Here is an 18,639-nt window from a genome sequence, read left to right as displayed (position 1 = left end):
AAATAGTTGAAACTCCTGCAGCAATAGTTCGCATTTTCCCTACTAGAATAGCACTCATTTACTTCTATCACTAGACAGACTTTAAAAGTAAAACGTTATCTGCTGGTAATAAAATTTTATTATGCTTATTACAACAGTTGTTCACACTATACGGATTGATTGTAGCGTAGGGCAGTCGACTCCTGCGGGAACAGCACGGGCTGAAGATCCACTTCGTAAAGCATTTTGTGCTTTACGAAGTTAGCTGAAGCCGTGCCCCATAGCCGTCAAGCTAAGGATAAACTATAGAAAAAACAAACATTACGCAACTAACTTCTAACATAAAGTTGAATTATTTTCCAATTAGATGTATGTGTAATAATAAGCCACTTTACTATTTTAAAAAAATGTATACCGTAAGCCTATACTGCTTGGAAGGTTTGTTCATACGTAAGATATAGAATGTCAAAAGGACTCTTATGTTGATAACGATGATCTTTCCTTCCATGCCTGTAGACATTTTGATAGATGTTCTTTATCAATGTAATAAAGGAAGTGCTATGATACAACGCTTGGCCTTGATCCTCTTCAATGGCGCTTTTCACATGGTCGATACATTTGAACTCACTGCCTTCGATCTGATGCTTCTGATAGAGGTAATAACGACATTGAAAAGCAATCATAGATGATAGAAGAATATGAATTAGCGTACCATATAAATGGCACGCAAACCGTTCAGGATTCATTGCGCGCACCTTGTCGATATGAAATAATGATTTCCATGTTTTAAATAGAATTTCCACTTGCCAACGTAAGGAATAGATTGGGTATAACCCTTGCATATCTACTTGATCCGATGTTATATTGGTGGCAAGGATTTGGATTTGATTTTTTTTGGTGGCGGATTGGGTGTGACCCCCTTTCCGTCTTCTCTTTTGTAAATACCCCTCTCTTTTCATTTTCTGTTCCTCGGTTAATTGTTGCACGACAAGACGCGTTTGAAGTGTGTTTTTTCCTTTTTTTCCGATTTGAATGTGTCCATAATCTATCGCCTCTCCAGGTTCCAATTTTTTTGCATCTTCTTCTGGTTTGATTTCCATCATCTTCCCTTTTTCATCCCATGTCCAAAACGTCATATTGGCAGGAACACGTGAGATATAAAAGCCACCTGCACGCTCTATTTTCTTCAAATGTTCGCCAGAAAAGTAACCCAAATCGCGCAAGATAAGATCTCCTGATTCAATTGTATCTGCCAATTCACGTGCTGCGTATTGGTCGCTTTTTGTTTGGTCATAAAGGAATGTATGCAGAAATTTCCCTTCAAATAGTTCATATTCTAATTGGATTTTGGCACCATCCGGGTGATCTGGATCATTTTTAGGTACACCAAAAGAAGTGGCATCTAAAATACGGATACGAGAAAATAAATGATCTATATATAATGGACGCGTAAAAAGAGCTTGTTGTTCAGCTAGTTGATAAAAAATCCCCTTGAGAAAGGCTACACTTTTCTCATTGAAACGTTGATGTAAGGCTTGTTTAGATATATCTGCGCCAGATAAGCGCGTGATCGTTGCACATAACTTACTCAATCGTTCAGAGCCAACCGTTTGTTGCATAAAAGCACAAATACTTAGAAAATCCTCTGGCTTTAATTTGTTTTGGCGTTGAACAAAGCCAATTTCACGCGCCCATTGACGCACCTCAGAGACTGATAACACCTGATGAATGCCTTGAATAAATGGCTCCATTTCTTTCTTGAAACGCATCGAAACTCCCTCCAAATAAATTTTCCTTATCCGTTAGGGTATCGTATTTTTCTAGTTCTTTAAACCGTAGTGCTTAGCTTGACGGCTATGAGCCGTGCCCGCGGAAAGCGACTGCCTGTAGCGGAAATCAACAGGGCAGTTACCTCAGAGTCTATGGTTATTCAGTAATGAACATTTTTTAAAAGTTTCTAGCTTCATCCAAACTTAAATGCCTGTTTCACGCTTCGAAAGTTGCATTTATTATTATATTCCGTTTGCGAAGTCTTCAATCAAATCATGTGTTTTTTGAACTTCTTCGTCTGGAACTTGCAAGTACCAAATACCATCAATTGTCGTACCCTCTCCAGTAATCTGATAGGTTTCAATATCCTTGCGCGCACCTCTATAGTCTGTAACCATTACACTCATATCTGAGAAGTCCATGTTTGTACTCACATTTTCACCTAGAACCGATAGAATCTCATTAATCTTACTTACCCCACTAAAACTCGCACCTTTACTAATAACACCTTCAATAACTTGTCGTTGTCTTTCATTTCGTCCGACATCTCCTTGAGGGTCATCTTTTCGCATTCTAACATAAGCCAATGCTTCTCTGCCGTCTAACTCCTGTTCACCTTCTGGAAACTCATAACTACCATTTGTAAATGCCAGTGTATTTGTTACCGATACGCCATTAACCGAATCTACGAGTTGTTGTAGACCTTCCATATTTACACGTACATAATAATCAATTTCAATATCTAAAAAGTTTTCAACCGTGTCCACCGACATATTACTACCACCAAATGCATAAGAGTGATTGATTTTATCCACTGTTCCATGACCGATAATTTCCGTTCTTGTATCCCGTGGAATGCTTACCATTTGCATGCGCTCATTACTCGGATCTAGTGTTAACACAATCATTGTGTCAGAACGACCTCTATCATTTTCGCGTTCATCGACGCCTAACAATAAAATATTAAGTGGTGAATTGCTTGCCATCTTCTCCTTCGTTACATCATTATCAATAGCCGTAACAGATTCATGAAGATCATTATTTACGGTATCTTTTACATTCATATAGAATGAAATAAGATATCCACCACCTATTAATACAAACAACCCAACAACTAGCAATGTTATTTTCCACCATCTATTTTTTTTATTCTTTTGTCTTTTTTCTTTTCGACCCAACCCAAGCACCTCTTCTAATAATAGTATTTAAATCATTTAACTAACTGATGTAACGCTTGTTTAACATTTGACATTGTTCGTAATGTTCCCTTACTCAGGCTAGCTTCTATTGATTTTCTAGCTAATTCAGGTCTAAAACCTGTAAAGATTAAAGTTAAGCCTAGTAATTGCATGATTTCATCTATTCTGTAGATAAACTGTACTGCCACTTCGTCTATATTATAAATACCAGAGAGATCAATAATTAAATAGTCCAAATCATATCCTTGTATTTTCTCAGGAATGATCTCGATTAGTTCCTCTGTCCTAACCTCATTCAAATCTCCAATGAGCGGAATAACTGCAATCCCATCATGCACAGGTACAATAGGTGTCCCTACGTCACGCATCATTTGTTCAAGCTCTGCTTCAGCTTCTCTTTGTGGTGTTAAATCTCTGATCGTAGATTGAATTGCTTCGAGTTCACCGTACATTACTGGATGACAAAACAACTCAACATCAACAGTTGTTCCATCTGCACGATAGATCGTTGTTTCAACTAGTTCACTAACCGTTCGTTCCTCTGTTCCCTTACGTATTCGCTCTACAATATAATCTCTATATTTCTCCGTAAAAACATCAACCACATTTGCTCCGATAAGATCGTTTTGGTTTGCTTTTAAGAACTTGGCACCTGGTTCATTTATGTATAAAACCTTCTGATTTGAATGAATAATCGTCGTCTCCAGGGCGTACTCAACAACTTGATGATACAGTTCTACTTTTTCTTTGTCGGATAAATTATGATTCGACTGTTTCACCAATTATGTTCCCTCCTTCAACTTATTCCTCTTTCATAATACACCTTTTGCACCTTATTTAAAAGGTAGCATTTCACTAGTAGAAGCTTCCTGTGCACCTAAACCAACTGCTAACAGAACAATCGCTTCATTAATTTTCCATACGTAATAGAGATGATGCGTTAAGTCATTTTTGTTTTTTTCTTCACTTAAAGTAAGTCTTTCGATTCGCTCTCTTTGCTCCGTTAAATGATACACAACGCCTTGGTGTTGATTGCCACTAATTAATTCACTTAATAATTCCATGTTATGTTGTAGCTTTTCTTCCATTTCCCTAAAGTCAGCCTTGATTTCTTCTGGTAAATAAAATTCATTCTGATAAGAGGATGCAACGAGATGTTTTGCATAATAATTGATTGCTGTAAAAAGCGTTATCCAACGAGGGATTTTCTTATCAACCATACTACCAGGGCGTTGAAGTAATGATTGGGCAGCATTTTTTATTACTTGTAAGTTGAGATCCATATCAAATGCATTACCTGAGAGACCTTTAACATCAACGTCTTCTCTAAAGCCCCTCACATAATCTATTAGAAATGGATTTAATATCGTTAAATAATCGACAAAAGATTGGGCTACCTTATCAACCGTTTTAGTAGGAAATATAAAAGTAGATACACCAAGCGCTATAATGGCACCACATATTGTATCAATTACCCGTATACCTAATAATTGATAACTAATTCCACCAAGGATAATATCATACATAAAAGCAATCAGAATCGTCATAAATAAACTCATTAGTGTATAAGAAACCGTCAAGAAATAAAAAGTAAAGAAGACAACAATAAATAATAAGGCAACCTCTATTTGCGTATGACCAGATACAAGTTGTGCAAGTAGAAAACCAATGATCGCACCACATATTGTTCCTAATGAGCGTTGAAGCCCTTTAATATACGTTCGACCAACTGATTCTGTACCAAGTAACACGAGAAAAACGGTAAGAATAACCCAATAAGGTTGAATGGGCGAAATCCAGTGACCAACCAAAAGTGCTAATATACTTGCCACCATCGCTTGATAAGCTTTTTTTGTAGTCGGCTTTAACCCGTTCTCTTTTAGATCAGTCGCTGCTGTAAGCTTACTGTCTATTTCTGTGTCTATCTTCCCCTCATTAATAACAAGCTGCTCGTAACGTAGCGATTCTTGAATTGTTGCAGCACTTGTTACGACATGATTTGCAATTGATTCGATTCTCCGGATTAAATACAACCATTTTCTAGTTTCTTTTTCCGCCGTCTCCATTTGTAAGTCTTTTAAAATAAGAGAGAGTCCTTGTACCGCATTTTCTGCTTCCTTTAAATGTTCTGTTGTATAATTTTGTGCTAAAACTTCAGCGTCCCTAATGGTTTTGACTACCCAAACAAGCATCCGCTTTACTTCTTCCATTTCTAGTCCTTCTGCTTTTTTTAACTGTTTGATAGAATCTGTCAATGTTTCAATCAGCATTGCTGTATCAAAAACATATAATCGTAAATGCGTCGCTTTAAGTCCTGGCCAAATACTCGCAACATCTTGTTCTTTAAGATCACCTGATACATTCTGTGCATATTCACTCAATTTGCGAACATTCTTCTCCAAACTATTTATTCGCCTCTTACTATTTATCGGATCTTCCATTAGATTAATTAAAATAGTCAGTGTCAAATTAGCTTGAATATGGTACGAGCGCATGCTTCTTCTTAAGACATGAGCCGAATCTTTAAATATAATAAAATTTGCTAGGAATGCACTCATCACACCAACACATATAGCTACATAAAACCAGCCAAATTGATTTGGTGTAAGTTGTAATACAGAAGATATATAAATAGTCATAAAACTTACCATACCTAGCGAAAAATAACGCGACCCAAATTTAGAAAAGTAAAACGCCCCAAAAATAATACACACCATCGCTATCCCAACATAATAAGGATTGTCTGCTAGATATGTACCAATTGTAATGCTAACAGAAGCTGAAACAGCTAATAATAATGTTGTGAATTGCTTCTTTTTCTTTGTATCGTCCATCACAACCATTATGCCAATCATTCCTAGCATACCCGCGACAATAACTGGCGTAAATAAAGTACTATTGGAAACACGTAAAATTAGCAACATCGTCATTATTGCAATCATTAAACTTGTCGTTGCCTTAAAAGCTTGTTGCAACCTCTTTCTTCCTGGATCAGAGGCTATTAATCTCCCAACCCACGCATGTTGTATATGTAAATGTTTCATTTTTATCAACCTTTATCAGTGTTTTTCAAATTCTCTTTTTAATATAGTAACATAGAGCATAATAATAGGATAAATTATGCTCGCAATCAAAAGAGGAGATTTAATTACTTCCTTATTCGCTATACCCTTGTTTTTACAGTATCGTCTTTACTGTTTAGGTGGAATATAAAACTACTTATAATTCTGTAACATAAATTACCTCAACTCCTTTTTAATTTTTTTCTTCCTAGCTCTATCACTTTAGGCGAATCACCTTTATAATAAAAAAGCATTAACTATAAGAGAAAAGGTGTTTACATTATGAGTTTACTTACAGTTTCAAATTTAAGTCACGGATTTGGTGACAGAGCAATCTTCGAAGATGTCTCATTTCGTTTATTAGCAGGAGAGCATATCGGTCTTATCGGAGCCAATGGCGAGGGTAAATCGACATTTATGAATATTATTACCGGAAAGCTAGAGCCAGACGCTGGCACAGTAGAATGGACGAAGCATACCCGAGTTGGTTATTTAGACCAACATACTTCATTAAATAAAGGAATGACGATTCGCGATGTACTAAGAACCGCCTTCCAGTATCTATATGACTTAGAAGAAGAGATGAATGGTTTATTCGGCAAAATGGGAGAAGTTGGTCCAGAAGATCTTGAGAAACTTCTTGAAGAAACCGGTCGAATGCAGGATGCGCTCACAAACAATGATTTCTACATGATCGATGCAAAAGTGGAAGAAATTGCGAACGGCCTTGGATTAGATGAATTTGGTTTAGAAACTGACGTACACGATTTGAGTGGTGGGCAGCGTACAAAAGTACTGCTTGCTAAGCTATTACTTGAAAAACCAGACATTTTACTACTAGATGAGCCGACAAACTATCTCGATGTTGAACATATTGAGTGGTTGCGCAATTATTTACTAAACTATGATCATGCATTTATTTTAATTTCACACGATCTTCCATTTTTAAATAGTGTTGTTACATTAATTTATCACATGGAAAATCAGCAAGTAACACGTTATCCAGGTGGCTATGATGAATTCTTACGTGTTTATGACATGAGAAAACAACAACTCGCATCAGCACATAAAAAACAACAAAAGGAAATTGCAAACCTTAAAGACTTTGTTGCACGGAATAAGGCTAATGCTGCTACAAGTAAGATGGCTACCTCTCGTCAGAAAAAACTCGACAAGATGGAAGTAATTGAACTAGACGCTGAAAAACCAAAACCGCATTTTCGTTTTAAACCGGCTCGAACATCTGGAAAATATTTATTCGAAACAAATGAACTTGTAATTGGTTATGATGAACCTCTATCTCGCGCACTTAATTTAGCGATGGAACGCGGACAAAAACTAGCTTTATCTGGAGCAAACGGAATTGGTAAAACTACTTTATTACGCAGTATCCTTGGAGAAATCAAACCAGTATCAGGCAGTGTTCAATTAGGCGAGCACTTGCATATAGGTTATTTTGAGCAAGAGCCAAATGACGTGAGCCAAAAAACATGTCTAGATGAGATATGGGATGAGTTCCCGCACCTAACGCAACAAGAAGTACGCTCTTCTTTAGCGAAATGTGGTTTAACAAGAAAACATATTGAAAGTAAAATAAAAGTTTTAAGTGGTGGCGAAAAGGCTAAAGTAAGATTGTGCAAGTTAATAAATAAAGAAACCAACTTACTTGTGCTAGATGAGCCAACAAACCACTTAGACCGTGATGCCAAAGACGAGTTAAAGCGCGCATTAAGTGATTACAAAGGTAGTGTCTTACTTATCTCACACGAACCTGATTTCTATCAAGATCTTGTTACAGACATTTGGAACTGTGAAGATTGGACAACAATGGTGTTTTAGTACAATTAATACTTGTTTACATTAACGAAACACATTTGATTTTGTTTGATATATTTGTTATAATGAGTTGGTTTTAAAATTATTGAGGGGGAAATTTTTTTGTCAATTGAAATAGGTAGCAAGGTTCAAGGTAAAGTAACTGGTATCACTAATTTTGGAGCATTCGTAGAATTACCCGGTGGCACAACAGGACTTGTGCATATCAGTGAAGTAGCAGATAGCTATGTAAAAGACGTGAATGATCACCTTAAAGTAGGGGACCAAATTGAAGTTAAAGTAATTAGTGAGAAGGATGGAAAAATTGCCTTGTCTATTAAAAAGGCAATCGATAAACCCGAAGGTCAAAGCGCTTCTTACACACGTCGACCGCGTCAAGGCGGAAACGACAGAAATGGTAAAAACGGTCGCGCAAAGAGTAATTTTAAGCCTAAAGAAAGCTTTGAAGACAAAATGGCAAGCTTCTTAAAGAGTAGTGAAGAAAATCTTTCTACCCTAAAACGCAGCAAGGAATCAAAACAAGGCGGTAGAGGGGGAAGACGTGGCTAACCTAAATTTAATTGGATTAACATATAGATAAAGACAAGCCACAAAGATGATGGCTTGTCTTTTTTACGTTCTATTTTAATTCATTATTCTGCTATACTTACTTTTAATTGTTTATTCTTAACAGTCGTGTGCTCCATTGCTTGTAACACTAATGAGCCTTTACCATTTAAAATATCTACATAGGATAAACTATCTTTAATCGTTATAATACCTATATCCTCAGACTCTACACCAGGAATACTCGTAATCGTTCCAACAAAATCGAGTGCACGAATCTTTTTCTTCTTCCCGCCATTAAATTGCAGTTTCATAATATCTTTATTGATACGCTCTGTCTTATTATTTTTCACAATACGACGGTTATTCATTTTTTCTTTAAAAGCTTTTTTATTTTTTACAATTTCTTGTTCACTTGGCGCATCCATTACTGGTAATTTAAAGCCAATATAGCGTTCGATAGAGCCAAGATATTTTCCTTGATTAGGCGTACCAAAAGTAATTGCTTTCCCCTTGTTACCAGCACGACCAGTTCGTCCAGTTCGGTGAACATAACTTTCTTTCTCTAACGGGATATCATAGTTAATAATTAGTGTTATATTATCAACATCAATACCTCGAGCTGCTACATCAGTTGCTATGAGATAACGGAAATTCCCTAATTTAAAACCTTCCATAATAGCAAAACGATCTTTTTGTTCTAAACCACCATGAAGTCTTTCACACGAATAGCCTTCCGCTTCTAATTCGGTATAGATTGTATCAACATGCTCTTTTGTTTTACAAAAAATGATACAACTCTCCGTATTCTCAGCAACTGTTACATCTTTAAGTAAGGCGAGTTTATCATCCTCTCTAACCTCGATATAGCGGTGTTCAATTGTACTCGTTGTAATACCATTTGTCTCAATTTCGATATTGACTGGGTCAATCATGTACTTGTAGCATAACTTCTCAACATCTTGAGGTAATGTCGCTGAAAACACCATTGTCACTCTATTTTTAGGAAGTTGTTTAATAATAGATTCTACCTTGTCAATAAAGCCCATGTGAAGCATTTCATCCGCTTCATCAATTACTAAATATTTCACTTCATCCAAATTCAATGTTTCTCGGTCAATATGATCAATCACACGTCCTGGTGTACCAACAACGATATGTGTTTTTTGTTTTAACTCTTCTTTTTGTCTGGCGATAGGTTCTTTCCCATAAACCGCTACAGCTTTAATACGCTTAAACCTTCCAATATTCGTAATATCATCGCGTACTTGAACAGCAAGCTCACGTGTTGGTGTAAGTACTAATACTTGTGGATTCTTCACTTCCCATTCGATCTGTTCACAGATTGGTATCGCAAATGCTGCTGTCTTTCCACTACCTGTCTCGGATCTCACGACAAGATCTTTGTTCTCTAATGCAGTTGGAATTACTTTATCTTGCACTTCTGTAGGCGTCTTATATTTCAAAACACCAAGTGCGCGCGTGATCTCTTCACTTAATTCATAATCTTTGAAATTTCTTTCATTCATGTATTAACCTCACCTTTTTGTATGTTCGACTTCTATATAGGATTCTCTAAAGAGAATTAGCATATGCAAAATCGGAATATATTCATTATAACTTGAAAAAATAGAGAAAACTCGTTTTTAGTAGAATTATCTTTAAGAAAGTAGTATTTTTCAAAATACAAGTGTTATAATATGAACTGCATCTTAAAAAATGACCCATTACAAGCAGATTGCTGTTGGTACAAAAATTCATACATTCTGACTCACAGAATATTCTAACCCGCTTCTCAAGCAAAATCGGCTCCCTTTCCGCAGGCACGGCTTCAGCTAACTCGGATAAGCAAAGGGCGCTTTCCGAGTGGATCTTCAGTCCGCGCTGTTCCTGCAGGAGTGTCGCCAATTTCACTTGATACGCTAGATTTTTTCTAAGTAGCACCAATTTGCAAAAAAGTAAGAGAGCTTATTTTTCTCTGATATGTAATTTTTAATTAACGAAAAAATTATTTTAATCTAGCGACGGAAATATACGTAGACTCCTGTGGGAACAGCACGGGCTGAAGATCCACTTAGTAAAGCGTTTTTTGCTTTACTAAGTTAGCTGAAGCCGTGCCCACGGAAAGCGAAGTATATTTCCAAAGCGGTATGTTACATCACATTTTCAATCAATTGTATCGTTAATAGCAACTTAGTTTTATGAAAAGAATCAAAAAAAACAATCTATATGGAGGTACCATGCTTACATTTGAAGAAAAACTTGCAATTATTGAATCTTACCCTATGTTAAAACGCAAAGATGTATCGCTTGGTCGTGTCAATTTTCAATTTGAAGAAAGTGTAATCAACAAGGAAAATGTTGTCTATCATTTACATCCGAACGGCAATGGCTATGTTTTCGCAGAGCTAATTGATGAAGATTATAACTTAGATAATAATGGAATGGTTAATATCCGTGATTTTAACGAAAAAGCATTGCGCAAAGTTATTAACCAAGCAATTGATTCACTATCTGAACAAGAACCATTTGAAGAAACATGGATTAACGCAGAAAACCAAACACTGAAAATTATTAATGACTTCGACTCATGGAACATTTATGCAGGTGATTTACTAGACGCTACTTACGCTACTTATAACGGCGCAATAAATTATCTAGAACAAGAAGGTTTTAGACGCCGTTAAAACTAGACCCCTATTACACAATAGGGGTCTAGTTTTTTTAATCTTCGTCTTTAACATCCACACTTTCTGGAATAGGTTCATCAAATATTTCTTGTACCAACTGTCTATAATTTTCGATTTGTTCAAAATGCGTATTGAATTGCTCATCATTAACCAAATACTTCTCACCATCGTGTAACGCTCGAATTTGTTTTTGATATATAAGTTGTCTCACTTGTGCTTCGTCTACTTCCAAATAATCAGCTGTTTCTTTAATCGTCAAATACACACTTATCACCCTACCTTCTATCTAGATTTATTGAAAAAAGATTTAGGTACATCAGCTTCAAAACGTACATCTTCTCCCGTTATCGGATGTGTAAAAGCCAGCACTTTTGCATGCAAACCAAGTCTGCCAATTTCATTTGTTTTAGCACCATATTTTTTGTCTCCAACTACCGGAAAGCCAATGTCCTCCATATGTGCTCTAATTTGATTTTTTCTACCTGTTTCAAGTTCTACTTGCAATAATGAAAACTTCGCATTAGTTGCAAGTGTTTTAAAATGCGTTACTGCTTTTTGACCGCCATTTGGTTCCTTGTTTGAATGCATCTTATGAGTTTTACTCTCTTTTAACCATGTAGAAATCGTACCTTCTTCTTTCTTCACTTTACCTTCTACAAGCGCAATATAGGTTCTTTCTTTGACCACATCTTTCCAGTTATCCTGCAATTTATGCTTCACTTCTTCAGTCTTTGCAAATAACATCACACCTGATGTATCTCGATCAAGTCGGTGCACGATAAAAATCCTATTCTTCGGATTTTTCTGACGGACATGTGCTGTAAGCTGTCGATAAGCTGTTAGTTCATTTTCGTTTGGTGCAGAAACGGATAGTAATCCTTCCTTCTTATTAACAACAATCACAGCATCATCTTCATACATAATCGTCAGCCCTATAAGTGCTTGTTTTTCAACAGCCTGTTTTAGTATGGTAACTGTTTGTCCTTGATCAAGCTGTAAGTTAAAGGCTGTTTGAACCTCATCATCTACTAATACTTGACCGCGGGCTAGAACAGCTTTTACATGATTTCTTCCTCGATCGATTACTTGCAAAAGAAATGGCAACAATTCTATTCTTTCCTTTACTGTGTACTGTTGTCCATTCTCTGATTCATTTCTTTTCTTCGCCATCATTTCCCAACTTCCTTATGTACAATATATTCTTCTCATTATACCATTTTTTATAGCTGACGTGACCCCACTGTTTATTTTCAATACAATCCTTATTTTTATCCACTCCGGTTAAAAATATGTCCATGTAATTTTGCTTCCTTTTCAGTTACTTTCTTGGTCCTTCGTATACTTTTTGTGCCTATGTTCTTTTAAAGTGCGTACTTATATTGTCATAAATAACGTACTAAAATGAATCTGTACAAATAAAACAAAGGGAGTCGTTTATAAATGGAACTACAATTAGCATTAGATTTAGTGAATACAGAAGAAGGAATTAAACTTGTAAAAGAAGTCGAAGAATACATTGACATAGTAGAGATTGGTACACCAATAATTATTAATGAAGGTCTTCATGCGGTAAAAGCTATGAAAGAGGCATTTCCATCATTGAAAGTATTGGCTGATCTTAAAGTTATGGATGCTGGTGGATATGAAGTAATGAAAGCTTCTGAAGCAGGTGCAGACATTATTACTATTCTTGGTGCAACAAATGACGCAACTATCACTGGTGCAGTTGAAGAAGCTAAAAAGCACGGCAATAAAATTCTAATTGATATGATGAATGTACCAAACATTGAACAACGCGCAAAAGAAATTGATGCACTTGGAGTTGATTATATTTGCGTACACACAGGTTATGATTTGCAGGCAGCAGGTGAGAACTCATTTGCACAACTTATGACCATCAAAGGCGTGGTTAAAAACGCGAAGACTGCTGTAGCTGGTGGCATTAAACTAGAAACACTACCAGAAGTAATTAAAGCAAACCCAGATCTTATTATTGTTGGTGGCGGCATTACTGGTGTAGATGACAAAGCAGCAGTAGCAAAAGAAATGCAACAACTAATTAAAGGGTAATCCATTATGCAAACGACTGGATACTTTAAGAAAATCATTAAGGAATTAGAGCAGGGAATCGAAGTCATATCAGATGAACAGGTCGAAAATCTAGTTACTGGTATTCTTAATGCGAACAAAGTTTTTGTCGCTGGTGGTGGTCGGTCAGGTTTAGCAGCTAAATCTTTTGCGATGCGAATGATGCACGTTGGACTATACCCTTACGTAGTAGGTGAAACGATCACACCAAACTTCGAAAAAGGTGATATGCTTATTATTAATTCTGGATCTGGAGAAACGAAAAACGTTGTTTCTATTGCTGAAAAGGCTCAAGCAATTGCTGGAGAAATCGTTGCTCTAACAACAAATCTAGATTCTACTATTGCACAACTAGCTGATCTTGCTATACAAATGCCTGGCTCACCTAAAGATCAAACAACAGGTAATTATCAAACCATTCAACCAATGGGTTCGCTATTTGAACAGTCCCTCTTCTTGTTGTTCGATGCCGTTATCCTTCGGTTCATGGAAAGAAAAGGTTTAGATTCTGCTAACATGTATGGTCGCCATGCTAATTTAGAATAGACAATACAAAGAGGCCGTGAAGTTTTCATTAACTTTCACGGCTTTTTTGAGCGAATTACTTTTTTATACTAAGAAAGCCACTTATAATAAGGGAACGATTAAAATTGTTCTAATATGGAGGGATTAATAGTGGCACGGATTGAAAACAAGGTTTTTAACTGTGAGAAGGAATTAACACTTCATATCATAGGTGGTAAATGGAAAATGCTCATTTTGTGGCATTTAGGGAAAACAGGAACAAAACGCTTTGGTGAGTTAAGAAAATTAATACCTGGTATCACCCAAAGAATGTTAACCAATCAATTAAGAGAATTAGAGGAAGATGAAATTATTCATCGTGAAGTCTATCCTGTCGTTCCACCTAAAGTAGAATACTCCTTAACCAAAAATGGTGAAAGTCTCATGCCTATCTTAGATTCGATGTATAATTGGGGAAGAAATTATATCGACACTGTACTAAATGAAGAAATAGAAGTAAAAGAATCCATCAAATAATAAAAAGGTTATAACCACTCATCAAATGGTTATAACCTTTTTAATTAAGATATGCTTTTATCTTTAATCACTTGCTTCATATGATCGATAAATGCATCTAGATTCAAAAGAAGTCAATTCCTAAAATTGGTGGTTACTTTTTAGAATCAAAATTCAAACTGGCTTGTTATGAGACCTATTCCATCTATCAATACAAACATATAAACCAATTAAGAAAACGATGAATAAAATTGAAACATACCAAGGGAAATCTGTAATTGCTTCGCCAAAGGCAGTATATATAATAGCAGGTAAAATAAGTCCTAAAACAGAATAATACATGTATTCCCTAAAAGTCTTGGTCATCTCCATTAAATAAAACGAAAGTAAGTGAAAATGGATAAATGGCATAAGTCTTAGTACCATAACTTGCGCAACAGACATCGTCCGTTCACGAAATATTTTCTTTTTTAAACGCGTAAGGTTTTTCTTGAATTTCGGGAATCGATTAACTAATTTATAAGAAATGAGACTCATTAAAGAGAGACCAATAAATGATAAAATTGCACCTTCAATAAATCCGAATAACACGCCACCAGCGATACAAATAACAATAACCGGTATGAAAAAAATTGGTCGAAGTACATGTAAAAGAACAAAAAGAACCGGAGCCAACCATCCTGCTCCATCAATAAATATTTCAAGGGATTGATCAAATTGATCCATCATGCCCCTCCTATCATAAAACGTACTAAGAATGAAGAATAACGCATAACGTAGCTGATTGCAATAGGCGTCGTAAACAAAAGGCTACCAAATAAACAAAGTGCCCACAATAAGTGAGCACAGACAATTAAAGAACGTAATTAATAGAAGTAACAGCTTATAATACATTCACTAGATAAGTTTCGACATAAGAGGGTCTAGGGAATATTTGTGGCTTCTGCTTATCTAGCCCTTTTTCAGTTCCACGTTTCTTATGTGCGTGATTATATGCATTTGATTGTTTCCAATTTTGAAAGTCTTCCTCTGTTTCCCATAATGTAAGAATGACATACGTATCAGAATTAAGTGGTCGACAGACTCTAATACCTGCAAATCCTGGCTCATTTTCAATTTTTCGAGCCCGATTTTGAAATCTTTGTTCAAATTCAGCTTTACCATCTTCCGTTACAGGAATATTATTACACACAGCATACGTATTATCCTTAAGATCAAGTTCCGCGTCAAGAACGTGATAAGCCTTATCATTCTCACCTAGTTCTTCAATCAACGTTTCCGTTTCAAGTAAGTAGAGCGATTTATCTCGCGCTTTCATCTCAAAAACATGATCGTCAGCCTCTCGGTTAGATGCATTTGCTAAAAAATATATGTACATAGCGAACTACTCCTTTACCACTATATTTATGATGTAGCAATAGTATACGCCCAAAATAGGAAATACTTAAACATTATGCTTAAACTCCTTATCTATTTTAAAAATTAATTTGCTATGAAACGCGTTTCATAGCTTAAACTATATATGCACCAGTTTAAAAAAGCTGAAATTCCAATTGGCGCAACACATTTAGCATGTGGCGTAACAAAAGAAATTTCAGCTTTTAACATTTTAATGTCCCGTACTGGGATTGAACCAGTGACCCCTTGCCTGTCAAGCAAGTGCTCTCCCGCTGAGCTAACGAGACGTACTATTTTAATAGTCCTCACTACCAATTTATATCATAATACTGTACGTTGGTGTTTGTCAATATCCAACTATTTTGTGCCTGATATATGCTTGACATCATGCTGCAATAATCGTACCTATCCCTTCTAATACACCCATCTTCCTCCAAAAAAACACATATAGTAAACATTTCCTTCTTAACTAGAAACCTAGACCAATTCTACCCTTTCAAGTAAATTAGATTAATAGTAATATTTTGGTTCATGAAAATATATGTTACAACTGGTAGCCTTCTAATAGAGCAATAGATTACAAGGAGGGCTACAAATGAATAAAATAAAAAAGCTAGCAATAACTTTTGGTTTATCATTGGGGCTATTAACAATCCCATCTATAGTTGAAGCATCATCCTATACGGTTAAATCTGGTGATTCGTTATGGAAAATTGCAAATAACTATGGTGTTTCTCTTGCAAGCTTACAACAATCTAATAACAGTATTGGAACTATGATTTACCCAGGTCAATCTATCATAATTCCATCTACTCTTTCTAGTAGTGATCAGGATTTAATGGCAAGAATGGTGCAAGCTGAAGCTAAGGGTGAATCATATGCAGGTAAAGTTGCGGTTGCAACAGTCATTTTAAATCGTGTCGATCATAAAGATTTCCCAAATACAGTAAGTGGTGTTATATATGAACGCTCAGCTGGTGGCTACTACGCGTTTACACCAGTCCAAAATGGTACGATCAATCAAGCTGCAGATGCCGAATCAAAACGTGCAGTCAAAGAAGCACTTGCATATCGAGGACAAGGAAAAGGCTCGATTTATTTTTATAATCCAAGAACAGCAGAAAGTAACTGGATTCTATCTCGAGAAGTAACTATTACAATAGGTAATCATCGCTTCGCAAAATAACTCCACAAACGACGTATAAACAATAAAAACACCTTAATCTGGATAAGCTGGATTAAGGTGTTTTTAATTAGATTGTATATCGTTTTAATAAATCACTTAGTTCCTGATTCAAGTCAGTTAGTTTTTCTGCAGAATTTGCAACATTTGCAATCGCATTAATTTGCTCATCCACAGAAGATGTTATTTCTTCAACAGATGCAGCAGTTTCTTCAGATACACTAGATGCATTCTCAATACCTTCACTAATTTTTTGACTAGTTGATGTTGTCTTATCTATCTCACCATCTAGTACTAGTAATGCAGATCCAATCTCCTTAATGGACATCGATAGTTGATTAAACTTACTTTGTGTTTGTAAAACATCTTCATTTAGTTTTTGTGATGTTTGGGTTATGCTTCCTACTGTTTCAACTGTCTTTTCTGTTTCACTCGTAATAGCTGTTACAACTTCTCGAACCTGATATGTTGCATCCTTCGATTGCTCAGCCAATTTACGAATCTCATCGGCAACTACGGCAAATCCTTTACCATGTTCACCTGCTCTAGCTGCTTCAATACTCGCATTAAGCGCTAAAAGGTTCGTTTCCCCTGCTATACTTTCAATCGTTTCCATAATATGGAATATTTCTTTTGTTTTCTCATACAAGTTCTTAATATCCGTACTTATTTCTTCTGATGAAGTCAATGATTCAGCGTTAGACTGTTGTAATTGACCAACAATTGCTATCCCCTCTGTAGAAACTTCCTCAGCATTTGTTGTAACATTTTTCATTTGCTTACTTTGATCATTCATTGCATAAATTGCTTTCGTTAGAATTTCTACGCGGTAATTAATGTCCTCAAGGTCATTTGCTTGTTCCTGCGTACCTGTCGCAACCTCAGAGACAGCATTACCGATTTCTTCACTACTAGCTGATGTTTCTTCAGACACTGCTGATAAATCATTAGCCGAATCTAGTAGATGATCACTCGTATTTTGTACGTTCTCTATTAATTCACGTAACTGCAGTGACATTTTATTAAAAGCCAGTGCTAGCTGTCCAATTTCATCGTTTGATTCAGGTAGATTCGTTACTTGTACGTTGCCATCAGCTATTTGTGTAGATGCTTCTGCCACATCTTTTAACATAGCTACTTTCTTACGTATCGCTACATAAAAAATAAGTGAGCTTATCAGAATAATAGCTACTGTCGCACCCAAAATAACATATCTTAAAACGTCCAACTCTTCATAAAATTCATCTTCGAATACAGCTATACCAACTGTCCAATCCCACGCTTCAAAATATTGAACATAAGCCGTTTTATCTCGAAACGAACCATCTGACTGCTGATCAGAATATGTTACAAAGTGATCTTCTTCATTACCTGCAACTCCACCTGCTACAATACGCGCACGATTACTGCTATTTTGTTCATCAGCAGGAGCACCGCCAATTTTGGATGGATGAATCTGCAATACTAGATCCGCGTCATATGCTAAGACATAGCCATTTTCTTTATAAGTGAAGTGTGAATTTTCATACGCATACTCACCATCTTCAAGTGGACCGTTTAATATAATTCGTGCCTTATCTTTTGCTTCATCTAAAGATAAATCACCAGCTTCCACTTCCTCATTTAGCAATTCTAGTGAAGCGTATGCCCCTTCCACTATACTTTGCAAATCTCTTTTTCCTGCATCTAAAAGCTGACTTTTAGCCATGAAATAACTTGTCCCACCAATAATTCCACCTGTACCTACAATAATAGTAATAATTAATAGCATTAATTTAGTTGCAATACTTGATATTTGAAAGCGTCCCCATTTCATATATTTCCCCCTAAAGAATCTGATTACTTTTATTATCGACATATTTCTACAT

18 protein-coding genes and 1 tRNA gene are annotated in these 18,639 nt (G+C 36.0%); 7 read left to right on the top strand and 12 right to left on the bottom strand.

All coding sequences use genetic code 11. The annotated features are described in order from the left end of the window. Positions 1-401: 401 nt before the first annotated feature. The 4 genes from DM447_RS05060 to DM447_RS05045 all read right to left on the bottom strand — a co-directional run bounded on the left by DM447_RS05060 (position 402) and on the right by DM447_RS05045 (position 5,992). Positions 402-1,748, bottom strand: coding sequence for an IS4 family transposase (locus tag DM447_RS05060; protein WP_112180187.1), 1,347 nt, complete (start codon positions 1,746-1,748; stop codon positions 402-404). A gap of 243 nt (positions 1,749-1,991) precedes the next feature. Then, complete coding sequence (locus DM447_RS05055) at positions 1,992-2,927, bottom strand: LCP family glycopolymer transferase (RefSeq protein WP_112180186.1); 936 nt, start codon at positions 2,925-2,927, stop codon at positions 1,992-1,994. Between the two features lie 32 nt (positions 2,928-2,959). Further along, on the bottom strand, positions 2,960-3,727 hold the full coding sequence (locus tag DM447_RS05050) for a PAS domain S-box protein (protein WP_241964560.1): 768 nt from the start codon (positions 3,725-3,727) through the stop codon (positions 2,960-2,962). A 54-nt stretch (positions 3,728-3,781) separates the two neighbouring features. Then, positions 3,782-5,992: an FUSC family protein gene (locus DM447_RS05045; RefSeq protein ID WP_112180184.1), complete on the bottom strand. Its 2,211-nt coding sequence runs from the start codon at positions 5,990-5,992 to the stop codon at positions 3,782-3,784. A gap of 300 nt (positions 5,993-6,292) precedes the next feature. On the opposite strand from DM447_RS05045, the gene DM447_RS05040 reads away from it, so the two are divergent. After that, positions 6,293-7,849 (top strand): ABC-F family ATP-binding cassette domain-containing protein, encoded by a 1,557-nt coding sequence (locus DM447_RS05040; protein WP_112180183.1) that lies wholly within the window; start codon positions 6,293-6,295, stop codon positions 7,847-7,849. 99 nt (positions 7,850-7,948) lie between these two features. Further along, a complete protein-coding gene (locus DM447_RS05035; RefSeq protein ID WP_112180182.1) occupies positions 7,949-8,395 on the top strand; it encodes a S1 domain-containing RNA-binding protein in 447 nt (148 codons plus the stop codon). An 83-nt stretch (positions 8,396-8,478) separates the two neighbouring features. Here the strand turns inward: DM447_RS05035 and DM447_RS05030 are convergent, their stop codons facing one another. Further along, positions 8,479-9,921, bottom strand: coding sequence for a DEAD/DEAH box helicase (locus tag DM447_RS05030; RefSeq protein WP_112180181.1), 1,443 nt, complete (start codon positions 9,919-9,921; stop codon positions 8,479-8,481). A gap of 711 nt (positions 9,922-10,632) precedes the next feature. Here DM447_RS05030 and DM447_RS05025 point away from each other — a divergent pair. Next, on the top strand, positions 10,633-11,079 hold the full coding sequence (locus tag DM447_RS05025) for a hypothetical protein (protein ID WP_112180180.1): 447 nt from the start codon (positions 10,633-10,635) through the stop codon (positions 11,077-11,079). 37 nt (positions 11,080-11,116) lie between these two features. Here the strand turns inward: DM447_RS05025 and DM447_RS05020 are convergent, their stop codons facing one another. The 3 genes from DM447_RS05020 to DM447_RS18250 are packed head-to-tail and all read right to left on the bottom strand — an operon-like array spanning position 11,117 to position 12,379. Further along, a complete protein-coding gene (locus DM447_RS05020; protein WP_112180179.1) occupies positions 11,117-11,347 on the bottom strand; it encodes an excisionase family DNA-binding protein in 231 nt (76 codons plus the stop codon). Between the two features lie 17 nt (positions 11,348-11,364). Further along, positions 11,365-12,252: an RluA family pseudouridine synthase gene (locus DM447_RS05015; protein ID WP_422385912.1), complete on the bottom strand. Its 888-nt coding sequence runs from the start codon at positions 12,250-12,252 to the stop codon at positions 11,365-11,367. After that, on the bottom strand, positions 12,233-12,379 hold the full coding sequence (locus DM447_RS18250) for a hypothetical protein (RefSeq protein WP_157967403.1): 147 nt from the start codon (positions 12,377-12,379) through the stop codon (positions 12,233-12,235). Before DM447_RS18250 ends, DM447_RS05015 begins: the two co-directional genes overlap by 20 nt. Positions 12,380-12,522: 143 nt before the next feature. Here DM447_RS18250 and hxlA point away from each other — a divergent pair, with 143 nt between their 5' ends. The 3 genes from hxlA (at position 12,523) to DM447_RS05000 (ending at position 14,211) form a co-directional block, all read left to right on the top strand. After that, positions 12,523-13,152: a 3-hexulose-6-phosphate synthase gene (gene hxlA / locus DM447_RS05010; protein WP_112180177.1), complete on the top strand. Its 630-nt coding sequence runs from the start codon at positions 12,523-12,525 to the stop codon at positions 13,150-13,152. A 6-nt stretch (positions 13,153-13,158) separates the two neighbouring features. Beyond that, positions 13,159-13,716, top strand: coding sequence for a 6-phospho-3-hexuloisomerase (hxlB, locus tag DM447_RS05005; RefSeq protein ID WP_112180176.1), 558 nt, complete (start codon positions 13,159-13,161; stop codon positions 13,714-13,716). A gap of 129 nt (positions 13,717-13,845) precedes the next feature. Continuing rightward, a complete protein-coding gene (locus DM447_RS05000) occupies positions 13,846-14,211 on the top strand; it encodes a winged helix-turn-helix transcriptional regulator (protein WP_112180175.1) in 366 nt (121 codons plus the stop codon). Between the two features lie 153 nt (positions 14,212-14,364). Here the strand turns inward: DM447_RS05000 and DM447_RS04995 are convergent, their stop codons facing one another. The 3 genes from DM447_RS04995 to DM447_RS04985 form a co-directional block, all read right to left on the bottom strand. Beyond that, entirely contained in the window at positions 14,365-14,916 is a 552-nt protein-coding gene (locus DM447_RS04995) for a TVP38/TMEM64 family protein (protein ID WP_112180174.1), read from the bottom strand. A 157-nt stretch (positions 14,917-15,073) separates the two neighbouring features. Further along, the gene (locus DM447_RS04990; RefSeq protein ID WP_112180173.1) at positions 15,074-15,568 is read right to left on the bottom strand and encodes an antibiotic biosynthesis monooxygenase family protein; all 495 of its coding nucleotides are present in this window, start codon (positions 15,566-15,568) and stop codon (positions 15,074-15,076) included. 235 nt (positions 15,569-15,803) lie between these two features. Beyond that, positions 15,804-15,875: transfer RNA gene (locus tag DM447_RS04985), tRNA-Val, on the bottom strand. 308 nt (positions 15,876-16,183) lie between these two features. Here DM447_RS04985 and DM447_RS04980 point away from each other — a divergent pair. Next, complete coding sequence (locus tag DM447_RS04980) at positions 16,184-16,774, top strand: cell wall hydrolase (RefSeq protein ID WP_112180172.1); 591 nt, start codon at positions 16,184-16,186, stop codon at positions 16,772-16,774. A 67-nt stretch (positions 16,775-16,841) separates the two neighbouring features. Here the strand turns inward: DM447_RS04980 and DM447_RS04975 are convergent, their stop codons facing one another. Further along, a complete protein-coding gene (locus tag DM447_RS04975; protein ID WP_112180171.1) occupies positions 16,842-18,587 on the bottom strand; it encodes a methyl-accepting chemotaxis protein in 1,746 nt (581 codons plus the stop codon). Positions 18,588-18,639 lie beyond the last annotated feature (52 nt).

Source organism: Paraliobacillus zengyii (assembly GCF_003268595.1).
In the GTDB taxonomy this organism is placed as follows: Bacteria; Bacillota; Bacilli; order Bacillales; family Amphibacillaceae; genus Paraliobacillus_A; species Paraliobacillus_A zengyii.
Note: the sequence above shows the minus strand (reverse complement) of the source record. Positions and strands in the feature narration are given on the sequence as shown.

Bases quoted from the DNA above. Each gene is read 5' to 3' on its own strand.
- DM447_RS05060 (WP_112180187.1), bottom strand. From the start codon at position 1,748: ATGCGTTTCAAGAAAGAAATGGAGCCATTTATTCAAGGCATTCATCAG.
- DM447_RS05045 (WP_112180184.1), bottom strand. From the start codon at position 5,992: ATGAAACATTTACATATACAACATGCGTGGGTTGGGAGATTAATAGCC.
- DM447_RS05040 (WP_112180183.1), top strand. From the start codon at position 6,293: ATGAGTTTACTTACAGTTTCAAATTTAAGTCACGGATTTGGTGACAGA.
- DM447_RS05030 (WP_112180181.1), bottom strand. From the start codon at position 9,921: ATGAATGAAAGAAATTTCAAAGATTATGAATTAAGTGAAGAGATCACG.
- DM447_RS05025 (WP_112180180.1), top strand. From the start codon at position 10,633: ATGCTTACATTTGAAGAAAAACTTGCAATTATTGAATCTTACCCTATG.
- DM447_RS05015 (WP_422385912.1), bottom strand. From the start codon at position 12,252: ATGGCGAAGAAAAGAAATGAATCAGAGAATGGACAACAGTACACAGTA.
- DM447_RS18250 (WP_157967403.1), bottom strand. From the start codon at position 12,379: ATGGACATATTTTTAACCGGAGTGGATAAAAATAAGGATTGTATTGAA.
- hxlA (WP_112180177.1), top strand. From the start codon at position 12,523: ATGGAACTACAATTAGCATTAGATTTAGTGAATACAGAAGAAGGAATT.
- hxlB (WP_112180176.1), top strand. From the start codon at position 13,159: ATGCAAACGACTGGATACTTTAAGAAAATCATTAAGGAATTAGAGCAG.
- DM447_RS04995 (WP_112180174.1), bottom strand. From the start codon at position 14,916: ATGGATCAATTTGATCAATCCCTTGAAATATTTATTGATGGAGCAGGA.
- DM447_RS04990 (WP_112180173.1), bottom strand. From the start codon at position 15,568: ATGTACATATATTTTTTAGCAAATGCATCTAACCGAGAGGCTGACGAT.
- DM447_RS04980 (WP_112180172.1), top strand. From the start codon at position 16,184: ATGAATAAAATAAAAAAGCTAGCAATAACTTTTGGTTTATCATTGGGG.
- DM447_RS04975 (WP_112180171.1), bottom strand. From the start codon at position 18,587: ATGAAATGGGGACGCTTTCAAATATCAAGTATTGCAACTAAATTAATG.